The sequence below is a fragment of the Lelliottia sp. CFBP8978 genome (genome assembly GCF_034046055.2).
In the GTDB taxonomy this organism is placed as follows: Bacteria; Pseudomonadota; Gammaproteobacteria; order Enterobacterales; family Enterobacteriaceae; genus Enterobacter.
Genome location: NZ_CM188253.1, coordinates 1,225,437 through 1,245,683, shown reverse-complemented (window position 1 = coordinate 1,245,683; position 20,247 = coordinate 1,225,437). Strand labels below are relative to the sequence as shown.

Below are 20,247 nucleotides of genomic sequence, written 5' to 3'. Positions count from 1 at the left end.
AAAGCTAAATATTATTAGCCATCCGGATGTCCAGACATAACATCAGGTTAGCGATTCGCAAAAAGGACACCCCCATGAGCAACACCGATATTCGCGTCGTACCCGGTCCGGCCAACTATTTCTCCCACAGCGGCAGCCTCGCGCGCCTGAACGATTTTTTCACCCCGGAACAGCTTTCCCGCGCGGTGTGGATTTACGGCGAACGCGCCATCGAAGGCGCGCGCCCGTTCCTGCCGGAGAGCTTCCACGCCGTGGGCGCGAAGCATCTGCTGTTTAAAGGACACTGCAGCGAGCGCGATGTCACTCATCTGGTGAATGAATCGGGCGAGGAGACGCGCGTGGTCATTGGCGTCGGCGGCGGCGCGCTGCTTGATACCGCCAAAGCGGTCGCCCGTCGCCTCGGCGTGCCGTTCGTCGGTATTCCGACTATCGCCGCCACCTGCGCGGCGTGGACGCCGCTCTCCGTGTGGTACAACGATGCCGGTCAGGCGCTACAGTTTGAGATTTTCGATGACGCCAATTTCCTGGTGCTCGTCGAGCCGCAAATCATTCTCAACGCTCCGGCGGAATATCTGCTGGCGGGCATTGGCGATACGCTGGCGAAATGGTACGAAGCGGTGGTGCTGGCGCCGAAACCGGAAACGTTATCGCTGACCGTCAGGCTGGGGATTAACGCCGCGCTGGCGATCCGCGACGTGCTGCTCGACAGTAGCGAACAGGCGCTGGCCGATCGGGCGCGCGGCGAACAGACCCAGGCGTTTCGCGATGTGGTCGACGCCATTATCGCCGGTGGCGGAATGGTTGGCGGGCTGGGCGAGCGCTATACCCGCGTGGCGGCGGCGCATGCGGTGCATAACGGTTTAACGGTTCTGCCGCAGACGGATAAATTCCTCCACGGCACGAAAGTGGCCTACGGGATTCTGGTGCAAAGTGCCCTGCTCGGTCAGGACGACGTGCTGGCGCAGCTGATCGCCGCGTATCAGCGCTTTCATCTGCCAACCACGCTTCGCGAGCTGGATGTGGATATCAATCATCGCGCCGAACTGGACAACGTGATCGCCCACACGCTGCGCCCGGTGGAGTCTATCCACTATTTGCCGGTAACGCTTACGCCCGAGACGCTTTACGCCGCATTAGTGAAGGTGGAAAACCTCAGCCGTTAATCGCCTCGACCGTCTATACCTAATGATGATTCTCACCACTCTCGCAACGAGGTCATCATGCAGATCGATTTAACGGGTAAGAAGGCGCTGGTTACTGGCGCCAGTCGTGGTTTGGGCCGTGCCATCGCGCTATCCCTGGCTGAGGCCGGGGCCGACGTGGTTATTACCTATGAAAAATCCGCCGATAAAGCCCAGGCCGTCGCCGCAGAGATAGCGGCGCTGGGGCGCAACAGCGAGGCCATTCAGGCAGATAGTGCCAGCGCAGAGGCCATTCAGGATGCCATTACGCAGGCGGCACGCACGCTGGGTGGGCTAGATATTCTGGTCAATAATGCCGGGATCGCGCGCGGCGGTCCGCTGGAGTCCATGACGCTGGCGGACATTGATGCCCTAATCAACGTCAACATACGCGGGGTGGTGATCGCCACCCAGGCCGCGTTGGTCCATCTGTCTGACGGCGGGCGCATCATCAATATCGGCAGCTGTCTCGCCAACCGCGTCGCCCAGCCGGGCATTGCGGTCTATTCCATGACGAAATCGGCGCTTAACTCCCTGACCCGGGGTCTGGCCCGCGATCTGGGACCGCGCGGCATCACCGTCAATCTGGTCCATCCCGGCCCAACCAACAGCGACATGAACCCGGAAGATGGCGAGCAGGCCGACTCCCAGCGCCAGCTGATCGCCACCGGCCATTACGGTCAGCCGGAAGATATCGCGGCGGCGGTCACCTTCCTGGCAAGCCCGGCGGCAGGGCAAATCTCCGGCACTGGTCTGGATGTGGATGGCGGCCTCAATGCCTGAGACTGTATTGCCGCCCTGATTCCACCTTTTTTGCACGCCTCTGTCGCCTGAGAGAGGCGCTTGCGAGTGGCCTCGCGGCCTTCTATTTTGCCTCTTCCACCAGCAAATTCTGTGCCTTACCGTGCCCATAAGAAATTCGGAAATTGTCTAATAGTCTTATTATTTCCTTATAAAAACTGTGGGTGTAAAGTGCGTAGATTCAAATCGATTTGTTGGTCAAAAAACGCAGAAAGAGAGCTCGCCAGGATTGAACTTCATGCGAAGAAACGCATTCTTCATAAGTTCTCTGAATTCAATGATCGATCGGCTCCCCCTCCGGACATCAGAAAATTAACGATTCCGGAAAATCACTACCGCCTGAGGGTGGGCAATTACAGGATTGTTTTCACCATAAGAGGTGATGCTTATGACGAGTGCCTAGTCATATCCGTTAAACGCAGAACCTCAACCGCTTATCTGCATGAGGAGATTGTGCCCTATGGCTGTTCAGCTAATTCAGGATGATGAAGGAACAACGCAGTTTGTGGTGATCCCCTGGCATGAATATTCGCGCATGTGTTTACAGCTGTCGGAAAACGATAACGAGAGGGATAGCGATCTGGAAGATATCGAGTGTGAGCACGATACCTATGATGATGTCGAGCTACCGGGTGATGTCTGCGACGTGATGCATAAAGAAAACGTCAGTCTGCAGGCTGCCTGGCGTATTTTGCGCGGCTTATCTCAACAGGACGTTGCCGACAAACTGGGCATCAGTCAGTCTGCCGTTTCACAGCTCGAGGCGCTGGACTCACGCCCGCAAAAGCGCACGCGTGAAAAACTTGCGGCCATTTATGGCTGCACGCAGGAGCAGATCAGTTTGTATCACCCGAAAGAGGGTTAACAGCACTTCGCCCCGCCTTTGCTGCCGTAACGGGCGTCCTGACGATCGCGGAAAAATTCCTCGTAGGTCATCGGCGTCTGGTCCGGATGCGTGACCCGCATGTGCTCGACATAGTTGTCGTAGTCCGGCACGCCAATCATCATTTTGGCGGCCTGGCCTAAGTATTTACCTGCTTTGGAGAGAGTGTCGAACATCGTTAGTTTCTCACTGATTTCCCCTCCCTCTCTCCCCAAAGGAGAGAGGGAACTGACAACACCCTCTCCCCTCTGGGGAGAGGGCTGGGGTGAGGGGTTTGGTTAATGCGCGCCTTTCGCCTGGGTCACAATCTCATCAAGATTTTGCGGCATCGGCTCATAGGGCGTCTCTTTCGCTGTCGGTTTGTCTTCTTTCAGTGCCGCCAGCGCGGTTTTGAGAGAGTACAACGCCAGCACCACAACCACCACCATAAAGAAGATGGTCAGCCCGGCATCCAGACGGTTATTAAACACCAGCTGTGACAGCTGCGACTCGGTGTATTGCGCCGGGATCTTGCCGCTGTCGATCATCGCCTGGAACTTGTTAGCGATAGCCAGGAAGCCGACTTTGTTATCCGGGCTAAACGCTTTCTGCCAGCCTGCGGTCAGCGTACAGATCAGCAGCCACGCGGTCGGCAGCAACGCCACCCAGGCGTAACGCTGGCGCTTCATTTTGAACAGCACCACGGCGCAGAGCATTAACGCCATCCCTGCCAGCATCTGGTTAGCGATACCAAACAGCGGCCACAGCGTGTTGATCCCGCCGAGCGGATCCACCACCCCCTGGTGCAGGAAATAGCCCCACGCCAGCACGCACAGCGCCGTCGCTAACAGGTTTGCGGGCAGCGAATCGGTGCGCTTCAGCCCCGGTGAAATCCCCCCCAGCAGATCCTGCAGCATAAAGCGCGCCGCTCGCGTTCCGGCATCGACCGCCGTCAGGATAAACAGCGCTTCAAACAGAATCGCGAAGTGATACCAGAACGACACATCCATCAGCCCGCCGAGCGCGCCGTGCAGAATATAGGCCATTCCCACGGCCAGCGTCGGCGCACCGCCCGCACGGGAGATAATCGACTGTTCCCCCACTTCGTTAGCAATATGGGTCAGGGTTTCCGGCGTGATGGCAAAGCCCCAGCCGCTCACCACCTGCGCCGCAGAGGCTACCACGTCAACGGTTCCGGCCGGGGCCAGCACCGCCATTGGGCTGTTCATCGCAAAGTAGACGCCCGGGTCGATAATACAGGCGGAGACCAGCGCCATAATCGCGACGAAGGATTCCATCAGCATCCCGCCGTAGCCGATCAGACAAGCCTGATTCTCATTGGCCAGCATCTTCGGCGTGGTGCCCGAAGCAATCAGCGCGTGGAATCCGGACACCGCGCCACAGGCGATAGTGATAAACAGGAACGGGAACAGATTACCGCTCCAGACCGGGCCGGTGCCGTCAATAAATTTGGTCAGGGCAGGCATGGTCAGCGTCGGGCGCATAATCAGAATGCCGATAGCCAGACCGACAATGGTGCCGATTTTGAGGAAGGTGGAGAGATAATCGCGCGGGGCCAGCAGCAGCCACACCGGCAGAACCGCTGCGATAAAACCATAGCCCACCAGCATCCAGGTCAGCTGCACGCCGGTAAAATCAAAGTACGGCGCCCAGGTTGGGCTTTCCGCCACCCAGCCGCCGGAGATAATCGCGAACACCAGGAAAAACAGGCCAATCACCGACACTTCACCGATGCGCCCCGGACGGATATAGCGAATGTAGATCCCCATAAACAGCGCCAGCGGAATGGTAAAGGCGACGGTGTAGGTCCCCCACGGGCTGTGGGTGAGCGCTTTCACCACGATCATCGCCAGCACCGCCAGAATGATCACCATGATCATAAAGGTGGCGATCAGCGCAATCACCCCGGCCGTCGCGCCCATCTCCTCTTTCACCAGCTCACCGAGCGAGCGCCCGTCGCGACGTGTCGAGACAAACAGCACCATAAAGTCCTGCACCGCCCCGGCCAACACCACGCCCGCCAGGATCCAGATCATCCCCGGCAGATAGCCCATCTGCGCCGCCAGCACCGGCCCGACTAGCGGCCCCGCCCCGGCAATCGCCGCAAAATGGTGACCGAACAGCACTTTTTTATCGGTTGGGACATAATCCAGGCCATCGTTATGACGAACCGCAGGCGTCATGCGCGTGCCATCTACCGCCAGCACTTTGTCGGCAATAAAGCGGCCATAAAAACGATATGCGATCAGATAAATGCAGACGGACGCGACCACGATCCATAGCGCATTGATCTGTTCACCACGATTGAGGGCGATATAGCCCAGAGCAAATGCACCCACAACGGAGAGCGCAGCCCAGATGAGGTATTTCCCTGGATTATTCATGGTCAAATTCCATCAGTGAAGGGGAAGATGTTACATTTTGTATCTATAACACCCCTTATGGATTTAACAACCTGATAACCCAGAAAAAGGGAGGTACGCTGGGGGATTTACACGACAGTGTTAAGCGGATCACTGTTGATGGCAGAGGGAAATTTCGCTGCGTGACAGTGGTCGCCCCCTGTCTCTGTCTCTGCTCTGTCTCTGTCTCTGTCTCTGTCTCTGTCTCTGTCTCTGTCTCTGTCTCTGTCTCTGTCTCTGTCTCTGTCTCTGTCTCTGTCTCTGTCTCTGTCTCTGTCTCTGTCTCTGTCTCTGTCTCTGTCTCTGTCTCTGTCTCAGTAAGGCATCAGAGCGCAGGAATCTTATTCCTTCACCCTGTTAGTTCCCAAAGCCTGTTTTGTTCCCTCGCATTTTATTCCCTCTCCCTGTTTTGTTCCTTCGCCTTTTTATTCCCTCTCCCTGTTTTATTCCTTCGCGTTTTTGTTCCCTCTCCCTGTTTTATTCCCTCTCCCTCCGGGAGAGGGTCAGGGTGAGGGGATCAGCCCGCAGAAAAGCCAAACAAACTACCCCAGCACCATCGTGCTCAAGCGGCAGGTACAGCAGCGTCGGCCCTGCTCGTCGAACACCACGATTTCCCAGCTCTGGCTTTGACGCCCAAGATGCAGCGGCTGACACACGCCGCGCACTTTGCCCTGCGACACCGCACGGTGGTGAGTGGCGTTCAACTCCGTACCCACCACATTTTGCCCATCGCGGGTCATCAGAAAACCGGCCATTGAGCCCAGCGTCTCTGCCAGCGCCGCCGACGCACCGCCGTGCAGCAGACCAAACGGCTGATGGGTTCGCGCATCCACCGGCATTTCGGCTTCCAGCGTCTCATCGCCCATGCGGGTGTAATGAATCCCAAGGTGCGCCACCAGAGTGTTAAGACTGGTCGCGTTCAGCTCTTCCAGCGATAAATGGCGTTTCCAGATCATTTATGCCCCCAGCGTTGAGCCGCCATCCACCACAATATCCTGCAGCGTGATGTGGCTTGCGTGATCAGAAGCGAGGAACAGCACGGTGCTGGCGATCTCCTGCGGACGGGCAATTTTCCCGAGCGGGATCCCCAGCTTAAACTGCTCGCCAAAGCCGCGAATCCGCTGTTGTTCAGCGTCGTCACTCACCCACAGCGTGCGTTGCATGTCGGTATCGGTAGAGCCTGGCGAAACAATATTGCAGCGCACGCCGCTGCCGGCCAGTTCAAGTCCGACCGTCAGCGCCAGGCTTTTCAGCGCCGCTTTCGACGCACCGTAGGCGCTCATGCCGATGCGCGGCGTGTGCGCGGCATCCGAGGCCACCGTGACAATCGCCCCGCCCTGCTGACGACGAAACTGGCTCATCGTCTGCTGGAACAGATTAAAAGCGCCGCCGACGTTAACCGCAAATGTCTGCTGCCAGTCGTCCTGCGAAAGTTGATCGGTGGCCCCCATGCGCAGAATTCCCGCCGCGTTGACCAGCACATCGAGGCGATTCATCGTGGACAGCACCCGCGCGCACACCTCGCTGACCTGCGCCGCATCGGCCACGTCCAGCACTTCGGTTGCAAACGGATAAGCTTTATCCGCGAAAGCGAGATCAAACCCCGTCACCTCCGCGCCCGCGTCGGCGAAGGCCTGCGCGGTGGCGTAACCAATGCCCTTACCGGCGCCCGTCACCCAGACGGTTTTGCCGCTAAAATCGAATCCGGCCATCACTTCACCTCGCGGGAAAGCAGCGCCCACCAGGCGTCAATGGTCGGATTTTTAGCCAGCATCACGAAGTCGATATCGCCGTGCACTTTGCGCCAGCGGGCCGCCAGCGCCATCATGCGCACCGAATCCAGACCGTAATCGATCAGGTTCTCGTCATCCATCGGCTCGTCGGATTCATCCAGCAGCGGCAGCACCACGGCACGCAGCGCCTCTTTGCTGGCAGGCACGGACGGCAGCAGCTCGTCAGTCATCACCACGCGCCCGGTCCGGCCCGCCACATAGTTAAGCGACATCAGATGCTCTTCACGGCTGAAATCGGCCAGCGCATCGGCGATAAAGAACGGTTTGATATCACGCATAAAGGCGTCGGTGGCGGTGGTCATGCAGCCAATGTGCGCGTAGACGCCGGTGATCAGCAGCTGATTGCGGCCGGTCTCCTTCAGCATCTGCTCCAGCGGCGAGCGGTGGAAGGCGCTGTAGCGCCACTTCACCAGCACCGTATCGGCTTCGTCCGGGGCCAGCGCGGCGACAATCCGCTGCTGCTCCGGTGAACGGGTCAGGCCCGGCCCCCACATGTCATTCAGCAGCGCGCGGTCTTCATCGCTTTGCTCTTTTGGCTGCGCGGTGTAGTAGACCGGAATGTTGTGTTTTTTGCAGTAATCACGCAGTTGGGCGATGTTCGCCACCACTTGCTCCATCATCGGGCAATTTTCGCCCCAGAAATTGAGGAAGTATTCCTGCATGTCGTGGATTAACAGCGCGGCGCGCTCCGGCTCAAACGCCCAGCTCACCTTGTTGTTCGGCAGTTCAGCCGCCGTCGGCAGCGCGTAACCGGTTAATTTTGGAATGGCCATTTTTAACTCCTCAGCCCTGGGCGCGTTCAGCCAGCCACAGGCGCAATTGTTTCTTGTCCACTTTTCCTACCGGCGTCAGCGGGAGCGCGTCCACGCTCTCAACGCGATCCGGCAGCTTGAATTCCGCCACGCCCTGCTCACGCAGAAAACGGCGCACTTCCACTGCGCGCAGAGGGCTTTTCACCACCAGATACGCGCAGCTTTTCTCGCCCAGCAGGCTGTCTTCCATACTGACTAATGCCGCATGGATCACCGCCTCATGGCGCAACAGCAGATTCTCGATCTCTTCGGCGGCGATCTTTTCACCGCCACGGTTAATCTGATCTTTTTCACGACCCTGCACGGTGATATAGCCCTGATCGTCGATAGCGATCAGATCGCCGGAACAGTAAAAACCGTCGGCGTCGAAGGCGCTGGCGTTATGCTCCGGACTGTTAAAATAGCCGCGGAAGGTATACGGCCCGCGCGTCATCAACCGACCCACTTCGCCGCGAGGCAGCGGATTACCGTGCTCATCCGCGACCCACACCTCATCATCCGGGCACATAGGACGGCCCTGGGTGTTCATGATTTTTTCCGGCGTGTCATCAAGCGCGGTGTAATTCACCAGCCCTTCCGCCATACCAAACACCTGCTGCAACTGACAGCCGATCTCCGCCGGTATACGCGCGGCAAGCGTAGCGGAAAGCCGCGCGCCGCCCACCTGCAACAGCGCCAGAGACGCGAGCTGTGCATTGCCCGCGCCTTCGGCAATCGCCTGCAACCACAGGCTGACGGCGGGTGGCACTAGCGAGGTGACGTTAATTTGATGCTTTTCGATCAACGGGAAGCAGAGCGTGGCGCTCGGATCGTTTGCCAGCACCACGCAGCCACCGGCCAGGAAAACGCCCAGCGATCCCGGAGAACTCATCGCGTAGTTGTGCGCGGCAGGCAGCGCGTTCAAATAGCGCGTGTCGCTGTTGATGCCACAAATCTCGTTGCTGCGACGGATGCTGTAGTAGTAGTCGTTGTGCGTGCGCGGGATAAGCTTTGGCGTCCCGGTACTGCCGCCCGAAAGCTGGAAAAAGGCCACTTCGTCAGCCGGAGTTGGGCTGGCGACAAAGTTATCCGCCGGGCGGTCAATCGCAGCTTCCAGCGCGTGTTCCCCCGTATCACCGCGCAGCAACACCACGCGCACGGAGCGATGCTCATCGACAAACGTATTGAGGAATGCGTCGTTGGCAAACAGCGCATGCTGGCGATCGGCAATCAACAGCGCCGGGGCAATTTGCATGGCGTAGGCGTTGAGTTCGCTGCGCTGATGGCTAAAGAGCGCATTGACCGGCGCGACACCGACCTGCAGCAGCGCAAAGAAGGTGATGTAAAACTCGGCGACGTTGCCAAGCTGCACCAGCGCCGTTTCGCCGCGCTTAATCCCCTGCGCCTGCAATGAAGAGGCCAGTTGATTCGCGGCCTGATGAAGCTGACGGTAGGAATAACGACGCTCGCCGTCGATCACCGCCACGGCGTCACTGTCAGCATGACGGGTTAAAATATCGGTCAGCGGCAGGTCCTGCCAGTAGCCTTTTTCACGGTAGCGCCGGGCAAAGTCTTCGGGCCAACGGGTAAAGGGGATCGTCATGATTGTTCCTCAGTGCAAACCAAACACATTCAGCATGGTGGAGAGTTTGACGCCGGTTTCACGCCATTCGCCGACAGGTGAAGAGGCCGGAACGATCCCCGCCCCCGCAAACAGGCGAACCGTTTTCTCGTGCAGTCGTGCGCAGCGGATCGTCACCACCCACTCGCCGTTGCCTTCGCTGTCGCACCAGCCGACAATGCCGCCGAACAGTTCGCGGTCGAACGGCTCCAGCTCCGCAATCAGCTGTTTTGCCGCCTGGTGCGGGAAACCGCTCAGGGCGGGAGTCGGGTGCAGGAGACACGCCAGCGTCAGCGCGTTTTCATTTTCACGCGCTTCACCTTCAATTGGCGTTGCCAGATGCCAGAGCGTCGGCGTGGTGATGAGCTGCGGTGAGGAGGGCATCGCCAGCTTGTGGCTGCGTTTTTCCAGCACACTTTTCATCGCCTGGGTCACCAGATCGTGCTCGTGGCGGTCTTTTTCTGACGCCAGCAGTTTGTTACCGGCTTCTCTGTCCAGCATGTCATCCGGCTGACGACGCGCCGAACCGGCCAGCGGCAGCGAACTAAAGTGCGCGCCTTCTTTACGCAGCAACAGCTCAGGACTTGCGCCCAGCAGAACGCCGCCGTCTTCAAGCGGTACATGGAAGTTAAAGCTCGCCGGATTTTGCGCGATCAGCTTTTCCAGCAGCGCGCCGCTGTCAATGTTCTGGTCCGCCGCAATATCAATCAGGCGAGACAGCACCACTTTATTAACCCGCGGCGTTGCGGTCAGCGCAGCGGCGCGCGCCACCATCTCTTCAAATACCGGTTGTGCGGGAATTTCGGTGCGATTCGCCACCGTCAGCGACTGCGCGTCGGAAAGATAGCGCGCCGATTTTTGCCGTGCCGGACGGGAAAAACTCTGCCAGCTTTGCGGAATAAACAGTGAAGACGGTTTGCGGGTATCAAAAGGGATCGCGCCGACCATCACGGGATGGGTGATCCCACTGGCTTTCGCATGGTGAAATGCCTGCGTCAGCTTTTGCTGGAACGCGCTCGCCGGATCCTCGCCGCCTGCTGCGGGCTCAGAAAAACGGGCAAAACAGCCTGATGTGGTAAAACTGCGATAAGGCGACATAAAGAAAAAGCTGTCTGATTGCAGCGTGGTCGCGGGGTGTTGAACTTCCTCAGCCAATGACGTATCCATATCATCCTCCTCAAAATGATAAAAGCAGTAAGAATAATTATCATTTATATTTTCGATGGCTAACCTAATAGCAGAGCGCGACGGTGTCAACCGCCGACAGCGCATCTTGTGCGACTATCGCTTGCATACCTGCCGTGCATTTATGAAAATGAGAAGCATTAACTTCAACAAAAACAGGATGCCGTTTAGTGAAACTCCCCGCTGTTTGCCGTAACACGCTGCTTTTAACCGGACTTTTTGTTTTAGGACTAACCTCAGCGACCGCCGCCGACTGGCCTCGTCAGGTGACCGACAGCCACGGCGTGCATACGCTTGAAAGCAAACCGACGCGTATTGTCTCCACCAGCGTGACCCTCACCGGCTCGCTGCTGGCGATTGACGCGCCGGTCGTGGCCAGCGGCGCAACCACGCCCAACAACCGCGTGGCGGATGCGCAGGGTTTTATGCGCCAGTGGGGTGATATCGCGAAAGCACGCAAACTTTCGCGTCTGTATATTGGCGAACCGAGTGCGGAAGCGGTGGCCGCGCAAATGCCGGATCTGATCCTGATCAGCGCGACCGGCGGCGATTCGGCCCTCGCGCTGTACGACCAGCTTTCCGCTATCGCACCGACGCTCGTCATTAACTACGATGATAAAAGCTGGCAGACGCTGCTGACGCAGCTCGGCACGATCACCGGGCAGGAAAAACAGGCCACCGCGCGCATCGCGGAATTCGATCAACAGCTGGCGCAGGTGAAACAGCAAATGAAGCTGCCGCCGCAGCCGGTCAACGCCATCGTCTATACCGCCGCCGCACACAGCGCGAACCTGTGGACCACAGAGTCTGCGCAGGGCAAATTCCTGCAACAGCTCGGCTTCACGCTGGCTGAACTCCCCGCCGGATTGCAGACCTCGCAAAGCCAGGGAAAACGTCATGACATTATCCAGCTCGGCGGTGAAAATCTGGCGACGGGTCTGAACGGGCAAGGATTGTTCCTGTTTGCCGGCGACCAGAAAGATGTGGATGCGATCTATGCCAATCCGCTGCTGGCTCATCTGCCTGCGGTGCAAAACAAGCGCGTGTGGGCGCTCGGCACGGAAACCTTCCGTCTGGATTACTACAGCGCGATGCTGGTGTTGCAGCGTTTAGAGGCGTTATTCAAATAGCGAAGACGGTTGTGCCCAGTGGCGGTGGCGCCTGACCGGGCACTGCATTTTATACTTCTTCAATCACAACGGGTTCCTGACGGAACCGGCGCAACTCTGCCAGAGTGATCAATAAAATCACCCCGACGATGGCCAGCACAGAACCGCTGCTGCTTGCCGACGCCACCGGAGTCATAATCACACCCAGCCCGCCTAAAATCGCGGCGCCAATCGCATCTCCCGTCACGTTCTGCGCGGTCCACAGGCCGTTAATCCGTCCGAGCATCCCTTCCGGGGTTTGGGTCTGAATCAGGGTGTATTGCAGCAGAGAACTGATTGCACTCAGCCAGCCAAACAGCGCCAGACACACCACGCCCAGCGCCCAGAATGGCATCAGGCTGAAGAAGGCAATCGCAATAAACGACGCGAGCGTGGCCGAAAGCATAATCAGCCCGGGACGCGCGCTCTGCGCAAGGTTGCCGCTGGTCAGCGCACCGAATGCCGCACCGAGCGGGATCGCCGCATACAGCAGGCCAATCTGCGAGGCGCTCATCTGCCACTCCATCGCCAGCGCCGGATAGAGCACGCGCACCGCGCTTGCCATCGTCAACAGCCCGCCGAGGAGTGCGATCCCACCAATCAGCGGATTGCTGAACAGAAAACGAATCGCCGCCATCAGCGATTTCAGCGGATGTTCACGCGGCTGCGGCGGAGGAGGCAAAATCGGCAGACGCAGCAAAGTGAGCGTGGTGATAAAGGTCCCCGCCGCCGCCAGCCCATAGTTCCAGGCCACGTTGCCGGTCGCCAGCAGCAGGCCGCCGACCATCGGCGAAATCACTGAACCCAGGCGCACGGTGAGCATGGTTATCGCCCCGGCCTGCATTAAATTTTCTCGCCCGACCAGCGCAGGCGTCGCCGCCAGCAGCGCCGTCACGCCCAGTGACGCAAAAAAGCCATCCCACAGACCCAACGCATAGATCGCCACCAGCGACGGTTCCGGCAGCAAGGCATTGAGACATAACCCGACAAAGCCCACGCCGCAGGTGCCGCGCGCCAGCAGGATCAGTTTTTTACGCTCGTATCGATCCGCCAGCACGCCGCCCACCATCAGGCCAATAAACATCGCGCTGCCCGTCAGGGTGACAGAAAGCCCGACCAGCCAGCTGGATTGCGTCATGGCCTGGATTTGCACCGGTACGGCCACGCCAAGCAGACCAAGGGATAAAATAGAGATAAAACGGGCGATAAATACCGCGCGAAACGCCGGATGGGTCCTGAGCAGGCTGAGGTTGAGCAGCCAGGATTGTTTAGTCATAACAATGCCTTCAAATCTAACTTTCTACCAATTCCATGGCCGCACATGCTAACATAGCCAAATAAGATAGATAACGATAATTACTATCATTATCAAATCATGGATGTTGCTATGTCGTCTTCTCCTTTAACGATGCGCGTCATTGCCGTGCCCGTTTTATTAGTGTTGCTATTCATTGCTGTGGCACTCAGCCTGCTGGTCGGCGCAAAACCGCTGCCCGCGTCGGTGATTGTCGACGCCCTTTCCGGCTCCTGCCAAAGCGCAGACTGTATTATTGTGCTGGACGCCCGACTCCCGCGAACGCTTGCCGGATTACTGGCCGGTGCGGCGCTGGGGCTTGCCGGCGCGCTGATGCAAACCCTCACCCGCAACCCGCTGGCCGATCCCGGCATTCTGGGCGTCAACGCCGGCGCCAGTTTCGCTATCGTGCTGGGTGCGGCGCTGTTTGGATTCTCCTCTCCCACTGAACAATTGATGATGGCCTTTTGTGGCGCGCTGACGGCATCGCTGTTGGTCGCCTTTACCGGCAGCCAGGGCGGCGGGCAATTAAGCCCGGTGCGCCTGACGCTGGCGGGCGTGGCGCTCGGCGCGGTGCTGGAAGGATTATCGTCGGGTATCGCCCTGCTCAATCCGGACGTCTGGGATCAGCTGCGCTTCTGGCAGGCCGGTTCGCTGGATATCCGCACGCTGCAAACCCTGAAAGTCGTCACGCTGCCGGTGCTGATTGCCGCCGCCGTGGCGCTGTTCTCCTGCCGGGCGCTGAACAGCCTGAGTCTGGGGACGGATACCGCGACCGCGCTCGGCAGTCGCGTAGCGCGCACGCAGCTGCTGGGTTTACTGGCGATCACCGTGCTGTGCGGCAGCGCAACGGCGGTCGTCGGACCGATTGCCTTTATCGGCCTGATGATGCCCCATATCGCCCGCTGGCTGGTGGGGGCCGATCACCGCTGGTCGCTCCCCGTCACCCTGCTCGCTACCCCTGCCCTGCTGCTGTTTGCCGATATTGTGGGTCGTCTGCTTGTCCCGGGCGAGCTGCGCGTGTCGGTGGTCAGCGCCTTTATCGGCGCACCGGTGCTGATTTTCCTGGTTCGTCGTCAGCGTGGAGGTGTGCTGTGATGGCTCCGTCCCGACGTTTAGTGTTCTCGTGTTTCCTGCTGATCGCGGTCAGTTTGCTGATTGCCGTCTGGAGTTTACGCAGCGGCGCAGTCACGCTGGATTTCACCCAGGTATTTCATGCCCTGACCGGCAGCGCGCCGCGCAATATCACCATGGTAGTCACGGAGTGGCGCTTGCCCCGCGTGGTGATGGCGATTCTGGTGGGGGCCGCCCTCGGCGTGAGCGGCGCGATTTTCCAGTCCTTATTACGCAACCCGCTGGGCAGCCCTGATGTCATGGGCTTTAACACCGGGGCGTGGAGCGGCGTGCTGGTAGCGATGGTGCTGTTTGGTCAACATCTCGCGGCGATCGCGTTTGCGGCAATGGCAGGGGGGATTATCACCTCGCTGATCGTCTGGCTGCTTGCCTGGCGTAACGGTATCGAAACCTTCCGCCTGATCATTATCGGCATCGGTATTCGCGCCATGCTGATGGCGTTTAACACCTGGCTGCTGCTGCACGCCTCGCTGGAAACCTCCCTTTCAGCCGGATTATGGAACGCAGGCTCGCTCAACGGCCTGACGTGGGCCAAAACCCTGCCTGCGACGCCGATTATCGCCCTGATGTTTATCTGCGCCTGGCTGCTGGCGCGCAGAATGCGGCTGCTGGAGATGGGCGATGACAGCGCCTGTGCGCTGGGCGTCAGCGTGGAGCGCTCGCGCCTGACCCTGATGCTGGTCGCGGTAGTACTCACCGCCGCCTCTACCGCCATCGCGGGCCCGATTTCGTTTATTGCGCTGGTCGCGCCGCACATCGCGCGACGCATCAGCGGCACGGCTCGCTGGGGCATGACCCAGTCGGCGCTGTGCGGCGCACTCTTACTGCTGGCCGCCGATCTCTGCGCCCAGCAACTGTTTATGCCTTATCAACTTCCGGTGGGAGTCGTGACCGTCAGCCTGGGCGGTATCTATCTCATCGTCTTGTTAGTTCAGGAGTCCCGCAAGAAATGAATGCGCTGACCACCCGCTTGCGCGGCGAAAAACTGACCCTCGGTTACGGTAAAAAAACCGTGATCGACGCGTTAACCGTGGCGATTCCCGATGGTCACTTTACGGCGATCATCGGCCCAAACGGCTGCGGCAAATCGACCCTGCTGCGCACCCTGAGCCGTCTGATGACGCCCCAGCACGGCAATGTCTATCTTGACGGTGAGCAGATCCAGCGTTTTGCCAGCAAAGACGTGGCGCGGCGTATTGGCCTGCTGGCGCAAAACGCCACGACGCCGGGCGATATTACCGTGCAGGAGCTGGTGGCGCGCGGGCGCTATCCGCATCAGCCGCTGTTTACCCGCTGGCGGAAAGAGGACGAAGAGGCAGTGACTCGCGCGATGCGGGCGACGGGCATCACCGATCTGGCGGCGCAGAGTGTCGATACCCTTTCCGGCGGTCAGCGCCAGCGCGCGTGGATTGCGATGGTGCTGGCGCAGGAAACAGCGATCATGCTGCTCGACGAGCCTACGACCTGGCTGGACATCAGCCATCAGATTGATTTGCTGGAATTGTTGAGCGATCTCAACCGTACCCAGGGCTATACGCTGGCGGCGGTGCTGCACGATTTGAATCAGGCGTGTCGTTATGCCACCCATCTGATTGCCCTGCGCGACGGCAAGATCGTGGCGGAAGGTGCGCCAAAAGAGATTGTGACGCCGGATCTGATCGAGCGGATCTACGGCATGCGCTGCATGATTATTGACGATCCGGTGGCCGGAACGCCGCTGGTCGTCCCGATGGGCAAACGAACCGTCTGATCCCCTCACCCCGACCCTCTCCCATAGGGAGAGGGAGAAAACATTAAAAATGGCAACCGGGTTGCCGTTTTGCTTTTACCTCGCCCTCACCCACAGGGAGAGTGAGAACCCTATGGCAGATGGAGGACAGTTCCCTCTCCCTTTGGGAGAGGGTTAGGGTGAGGGCAATAGCGCGGATCTACCCCAAAAGTCCCTTCAGTATCGGTCCAATCTGCCCGAACGCCTGCGGGGAGATGATATCCACATGAGCGCAATCCTGGCGATACACCTCAAGCTCACCCACCCACTCGGCCCATGCCTGGTGCGGGTCCATGGTGCGCGTACGCTCGGCGACAAACAGCGTGGCTTTACCGTCAAACTTCGCGCTATGGGCCGTCGTCAGCAAACGCACCGCATCGGCATAGTTGCCTTCAATAGCGCTAAACAGTTCGTTCGACGCCTGCCCCTGCTGGGCCGCCACAAAGGCCTGGCGCTCGCGCTCGATCTCCGCCAGCACTTCCGGATCCAGCCCGTTAGCCTCTTTTTCCGCCCAGTTTTGCGTTTCTGGCGGCCAGGTATCCAGCAGCCCGAGGAAAGCCACCTCTTCACCGTCCTGGCGCAAACGCGCGGCAATCCCCTGCGCTAACGTCCCGCCGAGCGAATAACCGAACAGATAATACGGCCCCTTCGCCTGCTGCGCGCGTAGCGTCTGCAGATGATGTTCGATCACCGCATCGAGCGTGGCGCATTGCGCCATCGGGCCCTCTGGCCGTGGCGACTGAATTCCGGTAATCGACCAGCGCGGGCTGAGATAACGCGCCAGCACGCTGAACTGCCAGGCAAACCCCGACGCCGGATGGAAACAGAACAGCGTCGGACCGTGACTTTCTCGCAGCGGAAGAATCGCTTCATAGCCCAGACGCTGCGCCTGTTCATCGTTCAACGACGAGTCCAGCAGCGCACTGAGCTGATTCACGGTTGAGGCAACCATAATTTGTCCCGGCGTGACTTTGCGCGAAAACGCACGGCTGAGCTGCGCCGCCAGACGCATCGCCAGAAGCGAGTGGCCGCCAAGGGCAAAGAAGTCCGCTTCGATATCATTCACGTCACAGCCGAGCAGCGTCGAGAACGCCTGCGCCACCGCGATTTCGGTGTCTGATTCCGGCGCACGGCCCGAGGCTTTGCTGGTCAACTCCGGCAGCGGCAGCGCTTTGCGATCGAGCTTGCCGTTAGCGCTGAGCGGCAGATCGCTGATTTGCAGCAGCACCACCGGCACCATGTGCGGCGGCAGCTGCGCTTTCAGCGTCTCCAGCAGCGCATCGCGATCCAGCGGCAGGCCAGATTCCGATACCACATATCCCACCAGCTGACGCGCATCGCCGCCGGTTGCAGCCGCCTGGTTGAACACGCAGGCATGGGCCACCGCCTGCGCCACATCAGGCAGTGACTGCATCGCCCGATCAATCTCACCGAGCTCAATACGCTGACCGCGAATTTTCAGCTGATCGTCACTGCGTCCGAGATACTCCACCGCGCCGTTTTGCAGCCAGCGCGCAACGTCGCCCGTGCGGTACATCCGCTCGCCCGGGGCAAACGGATCGGCAATAAAGCGACTGGCAGTCAGATCCGGGCGACCCAGATAGCCCTGCGCCAGCTGAATGCCCGTCAGATAGAGATCGCCCGCCACCCCGAACGGCACCGGGCGCATCATCGCATCCAGGATCCGCAGGCCGGTATTCCACACCGGGAAACCAATCGGCACGCTGTTGCCCTCGACCGCCGCCAGCGCCTCACCGAATGCCGGATACCAGCTCACGTCGACGGCGGCTTCCGTTGGACCATACAAATTATGCAGCGGCGCGTGCGTGAGCTGTTCCCACTCGCGGCACAGCCCGGCGGGCAGCGCCTCGCCGCTACAGAACACCTGTTTCAGGCTGGCGCAGCAACCGGCATTTTCCGGCGTTAATGACGCGACAAATGCCGCCAGCATCGACGGTACAAAGTGAGTGGTCGTCACGCCATAATGAGCGAAGAAGTGCTGCATCGCCTGCGGATCGCGGTGCGCTTCCGGCTCCGCCATCACCAGTTTTGCCCCGGTGATAAACGGCCACCAGAATTCCCATACCGACACATCAAAACTGCACGGCGTTTTCTGCGCCACCACATCACGCGCGTCCAGCGGATAGTGATTTTGCATCCACAGCAGACGGTTAACGATGGCGGTTTGCCCGACCATTACCCCTTTCGGACGCCCGGTGGAGCCGGAGGTAAAGATGATGTAGGCGGTCTGTTCCGGCGTGCTCAGATTCAGCGGTTCGCTTCCCTGCGCCGGCAGGAGTTCGCCGTAGCACAGGCTTTCCAGCCCCGGTACGTCGCTAAAGCGTGGGAGCTGATCGGCGGTGGTAATCAGCAACGACGGGCGCGCATCTTCCAGCATCATGTGCAGGCGATCGTCCGGATAACCGGTATCGAGCGGCAGCCAGGCCGCGCCCGCTTCAACAATACCGTGCAGCGCCAGGGTCAGGAATACCGAGCGCGGCAGCGCGACCGCCACGCTGTCGCCGGGCCTGACACCGCGTTCGTGTAGCACGTTCGCCAGCGCGATAATTTGCTCGCGCATCTGGCGATAGCTCAGTTCAATATGGGCATCCGCCAGCGCCGGGGCCTCCGGCGTTTTTTGCACCTGTTCCGCCACCAGCGCACTCAGGGTGGTGGTCGGGATCGTCACTCCGGTGTCATTAATCCGCGCCAGCTGTTGATACTCTTCCTCAGAGACGGTTTCCGCCTCGCCGCAGCGGAGCGACGGATTCACCGCAAACTGCGTCAGCAGCGCATTCAGACGGGCAACGTGACGGGTGAGCGTCGCTTCGTCGTAACGCTGTTTGTTCGCCAGAATCTCAATGCTCAATCCCCCCTGCTCGTCCGGGAACAGCGCCAGTTCTAGATCGTTCACCGGACCGGTCGCCAGGGTATGCGTCGTCGCCGCGACGCCGTCGATATCCAGCTGATAGTCAAAGACCTTCACGTTCAGCACCGGGCCAAAGAGCGCTTCGTCTCCTGCCGCCCGGCCGCTGTCGCGTACAATTTGCTCGGCATCGTAGCGCTGATGACGACGCATCTTTTTGAGCTGATTTGCCAGACGTAACGCCAGCTCCGGCAGCGTCTCCTGCGGATGGATGTTAATCGCCATCGGCAGCACGTTCAGCACCGGACCGGTGGCGGTCAGCGCTGCCGATCCCATGCGACGCATAAAGATAAAGCCCGCGGCGTAGTCCAGTCGCCCGGTCAGGCGGCCCAGCCACAGCGCCACCAATGCCAGCGCCAGATCGGTTCGCTGAACCGGCCCCGCCGCACGGCTAAGCTGGCTGAACGCGTGGCGATCGGCGACCAGTTTCAGGCGCAAAATATCGGTGGTGGCCGCGCGGCCCGGGAGCGGTGCGGGAGAAAGAGAGACGGGCGGCGGCAGCTGTTTGCGCTGTTCAGCCCAGAATGCGCCGTCGCGCTGATACGCTTCGCTGTGGCGATAGCGCTGATACTCTTCCACCACTTCTTCGAATGGCGTAAACGGCGACGCTGGCGTGTCTTCGCCTTTCGACCGTGCGGCATAAATGGCGGCGATCTGGCGGGTAATAGCCGGAAAACTGAAGCCATCCACCACTAAATGGTGATAACGCTGATACCAGTACCAGCGATGGTTATCCAGCTGAATCAGGCACTGAAATGCCAGCGGCTGACCGCTGTCAATGCGCAGATTTTGCTGAAGATCGGCCTCCATCAGCGCCACGGCGGCGGCATGGGGATCGGCGCTGTCGCGCAGATCGACCCGTTGCGGCTCGGCGAACGTCATGGCGTCATCGATCCACTGCCACACTTCGCCGTTATCTTCGCTAAAGCGCGTGCGCAGCGTGTCGGCCTGCATCATGCCTGTGACGATCGCTTTCGCCAGAAGCGGCGCGTTAATTTCGCCGTTCAGTTCAACGTAGTGCGCCACGCTCCAGGCATTAGGCAGCGTGGAGAGTTGTTCTGCCATCCAGATACCTGGCTGAGCAGCCACCAGCGGGAGACGCGTGCTCATGCGTTATCCTCCGCAAAATATGAAGGCACGAGAGTTTGCCAGTGTTCGGCCAGCCAATGCTGACAGGCTTGCTGGGATTGCGGCGCACACACTTCACGCCAGCCCGCAGGCTGTGCGCACTGCGCGGGCCACAGGCTGTACTGACCGTTTTCGTTTTGCAACACCGAGAACTGCCCTTGCGGATTATCGAAGGGATGACTGAATTCCATA

General features: G+C 59.6%; 18 protein-coding genes. 8 read left to right on the top strand and 10 right to left on the bottom strand.

Annotation, left to right across the window (positions count from 1 at the left end; translation table 11 throughout):
• Window positions 1-74: 74 nt before the first annotated feature.
• The 4 genes from SOM82_RS05730 (at window position 75) to SOM82_RS05715 (ending at window position 2,847) form a co-directional block, all read left to right on the top strand.
• Complete coding sequence (locus tag SOM82_RS05730) at window positions 75-1,163, top strand: oxidoreductase (protein WP_320459869.1); 1,089 nt, start codon at window positions 75-77, stop codon at window positions 1,161-1,163.
• A gap of 57 nt (window positions 1,164-1,220) precedes the next feature.
• On the top strand, window positions 1,221-1,964 hold the full coding sequence (locus SOM82_RS05725) for an SDR family NAD(P)-dependent oxidoreductase (RefSeq protein ID WP_320459868.1): 744 nt from the start codon (window positions 1,221-1,223) through the stop codon (window positions 1,962-1,964).
• 66 nt (window positions 1,965-2,030) lie between these two features.
• A complete protein-coding gene (locus SOM82_RS05720) occupies window positions 2,031-2,468 on the top strand; it encodes a type II toxin-antitoxin system RelE family toxin (RefSeq protein WP_320459867.1) in 438 nt (145 codons plus the stop codon).
• Entirely contained in the window at window positions 2,443-2,847 is a 405-nt protein-coding gene (locus SOM82_RS05715) for a helix-turn-helix domain-containing protein (RefSeq protein ID WP_320459866.1), read from the top strand. Before SOM82_RS05720 ends, SOM82_RS05715 begins: the two co-directional genes overlap by 26 nt.
• Here the strand turns inward: SOM82_RS05715 and SOM82_RS05710 are convergent.
• From SOM82_RS05710 to entC, 7 genes are all read right to left on the bottom strand, one after another.
• Window positions 2,844-3,041, bottom strand: coding sequence for a YbdD/YjiX family protein (locus SOM82_RS05710; protein WP_100777263.1), 198 nt, complete (start codon window positions 3,039-3,041; stop codon window positions 2,844-2,846). The genes SOM82_RS05715 and SOM82_RS05710 overlap by 4 nt on opposite strands.
• Before the next feature lie 102 nt (window positions 3,042-3,143).
• Entirely contained in the window at window positions 3,144-5,249 is a 2,106-nt protein-coding gene (gene cstA, locus SOM82_RS05705) for a pyruvate/proton symporter CstA (protein WP_320459865.1), read from the bottom strand.
• Window positions 5,250-5,809: 560 nt separating this feature from the next.
• A complete protein-coding gene (gene entH, locus SOM82_RS05700; RefSeq protein ID WP_154126622.1) occupies window positions 5,810-6,223 on the bottom strand; it encodes a proofreading thioesterase EntH in 414 nt (137 codons plus the stop codon).
• Window positions 6,224-6,979, bottom strand: coding sequence for a 2,3-dihydro-2,3-dihydroxybenzoate dehydrogenase EntA (entA, locus tag SOM82_RS05695; RefSeq protein ID WP_320460077.1), 756 nt, complete (start codon window positions 6,977-6,979; stop codon window positions 6,224-6,226).
• The gene (locus SOM82_RS05690; protein WP_154126620.1) at window positions 6,979-7,833 is read right to left on the bottom strand and encodes an isochorismatase; all 855 of its coding nucleotides are present in this window, start codon (window positions 7,831-7,833) and stop codon (window positions 6,979-6,981) included. The genes entA and SOM82_RS05690 overlap by 1 nt, the downstream gene beginning before the upstream one ends.
• 10 nt (window positions 7,834-7,843) lie before the next feature.
• Complete coding sequence (entE, locus tag SOM82_RS05685; protein ID WP_320460078.1) at window positions 7,844-9,454, bottom strand: (2,3-dihydroxybenzoyl)adenylate synthase EntE; 1,611 nt, start codon at window positions 9,452-9,454, stop codon at window positions 7,844-7,846.
• A 9-nt stretch (window positions 9,455-9,463) separates the two neighbouring features.
• Complete coding sequence (gene entC, locus SOM82_RS05680) at window positions 9,464-10,639, bottom strand: isochorismate synthase EntC (RefSeq protein ID WP_154126618.1); 1,176 nt, start codon at window positions 10,637-10,639, stop codon at window positions 9,464-9,466.
• Window positions 10,640-10,827: 188 nt separating this feature from the next.
• On the opposite strand from entC, the gene fepB reads away from it, so the two are divergent.
• Window positions 10,828-11,787: a Fe2+-enterobactin ABC transporter substrate-binding protein gene (fepB, locus tag SOM82_RS05675; protein WP_320460079.1), complete on the top strand. Its 960-nt coding sequence runs from the start codon at window positions 10,828-10,830 to the stop codon at window positions 11,785-11,787.
• Window positions 11,788-11,836: 49 nt separating this feature from the next.
• Here the strand turns inward: fepB and entS are convergent, their stop codons facing one another.
• Complete coding sequence (gene entS / locus SOM82_RS05670; protein WP_320460080.1) at window positions 11,837-13,081, bottom strand: enterobactin transporter EntS; 1,245 nt, start codon at window positions 13,079-13,081, stop codon at window positions 11,837-11,839.
• Between the two features lie 111 nt (window positions 13,082-13,192).
• Here entS and fepD point away from each other — a divergent pair, with 111 nt between their 5' ends.
• Genes fepD through fepC form a run of 3 tightly spaced genes read left to right on the top strand, consistent with a single transcriptional unit; the run spans window position 13,193 to window position 15,983 of the window.
• Window positions 13,193-14,197, top strand: coding sequence for a Fe(3+)-siderophore ABC transporter permease (gene fepD, locus SOM82_RS05665; RefSeq protein ID WP_320460081.1), 1,005 nt, complete (start codon window positions 13,193-13,195; stop codon window positions 14,195-14,197).
• Window positions 14,194-15,186 carry an iron-enterobactin ABC transporter permease gene (fepG, locus tag SOM82_RS05660; RefSeq protein ID WP_320460082.1) on the top strand — a complete coding sequence of 331 codons (993 nt, stop codon included), beginning with the start codon at window positions 14,194-14,196 and terminating at the stop codon, window positions 15,184-15,186. The genes fepD and fepG overlap by 4 nt, the downstream gene beginning before the upstream one ends.
• Window positions 15,183-15,983: an iron-enterobactin ABC transporter ATP-binding protein gene (gene fepC / locus SOM82_RS05655; RefSeq protein WP_154126614.1), complete on the top strand. Its 801-nt coding sequence runs from the start codon at window positions 15,183-15,185 to the stop codon at window positions 15,981-15,983. Before fepG ends, fepC begins: the two co-directional genes overlap by 4 nt.
• A gap of 178 nt (window positions 15,984-16,161) precedes the next feature.
• Here fepC and entF read toward each other — a convergent pair whose 3' ends face one another.
• Complete coding sequence (gene entF, locus SOM82_RS05650) at window positions 16,162-20,037, bottom strand: enterobactin non-ribosomal peptide synthetase EntF (RefSeq protein WP_320460083.1); 3,876 nt, start codon at window positions 20,035-20,037, stop codon at window positions 16,162-16,164.
• Window positions 20,034-20,246, bottom strand: coding sequence for an MbtH family protein (locus SOM82_RS05645; protein WP_320460084.1), 213 nt, complete (start codon window positions 20,244-20,246; stop codon window positions 20,034-20,036). The genes entF and SOM82_RS05645 overlap by 4 nt, the downstream gene beginning before the upstream one ends.
• Between the last annotated feature and the right edge of the window lies 1 nt (window position 20,247).

Excerpts from the sequence above, each read along its gene's own strand:
- SOM82_RS05690 (WP_154126620.1), bottom strand. The coding sequence starts at position 7,833 with ATGGCCATTCCAAAATTAACCGGTTACGCGCTGCCGACGGCGGCTGAA.
- entH (WP_154126622.1), bottom strand. The coding sequence starts at position 6,223 with ATGATCTGGAAACGCCATTTATCGCTGGAAGAGCTGAACGCGACCAGT.
- fepC (WP_154126614.1), top strand. The coding sequence starts at position 15,183 with ATGAATGCGCTGACCACCCGCTTGCGCGGCGAAAAACTGACCCTCGGT.
- entA (WP_320460077.1), bottom strand. The coding sequence starts at position 6,979 with ATGGCCGGATTCGATTTTAGCGGCAAAACCGTCTGGGTGACGGGCGCC.
- SOM82_RS05715 (WP_320459866.1), top strand. The coding sequence starts at position 2,443 with ATGGCTGTTCAGCTAATTCAGGATGATGAAGGAACAACGCAGTTTGTG.
- entS (WP_320460080.1), bottom strand. The coding sequence starts at position 13,081 with ATGACTAAACAATCCTGGCTGCTCAACCTCAGCCTGCTCAGGACCCAT.
- SOM82_RS05710 (WP_100777263.1), bottom strand. The coding sequence starts at position 3,041 with ATGTTCGACACTCTCTCCAAAGCAGGTAAATACTTAGGCCAGGCCGCC.
- entF (WP_320460083.1), bottom strand. The coding sequence starts at position 20,037 with ATGAGCACGCGTCTCCCGCTGGTGGCTGCTCAGCCAGGTATCTGGATG.
- SOM82_RS05730 (WP_320459869.1), top strand. The coding sequence starts at position 75 with ATGAGCAACACCGATATTCGCGTCGTACCCGGTCCGGCCAACTATTTC.
- SOM82_RS05725 (WP_320459868.1), top strand. The coding sequence starts at position 1,221 with ATGCAGATCGATTTAACGGGTAAGAAGGCGCTGGTTACTGGCGCCAGT.
- fepD (WP_320460081.1), top strand. The coding sequence starts at position 13,193 with ATGTCGTCTTCTCCTTTAACGATGCGCGTCATTGCCGTGCCCGTTTTA.
- entE (WP_320460078.1), bottom strand. The coding sequence starts at position 9,454 with ATGACGATCCCCTTTACCCGTTGGCCCGAAGACTTTGCCCGGCGCTAC.
- SOM82_RS05645 (WP_320460084.1), bottom strand. The coding sequence starts at position 20,246 with ATGGAATTCAGTCATCCCTTCGATAATCCGCAAGGGCAGTTCTCGGTG.
- cstA (WP_320459865.1), bottom strand. The coding sequence starts at position 5,249 with ATGAATAATCCAGGGAAATACCTCATCTGGGCTGCGCTCTCCGTTGTG.
- entC (WP_154126618.1), bottom strand. The coding sequence starts at position 10,639 with ATGGATACGTCATTGGCTGAGGAAGTTCAACACCCCGCGACCACGCTG.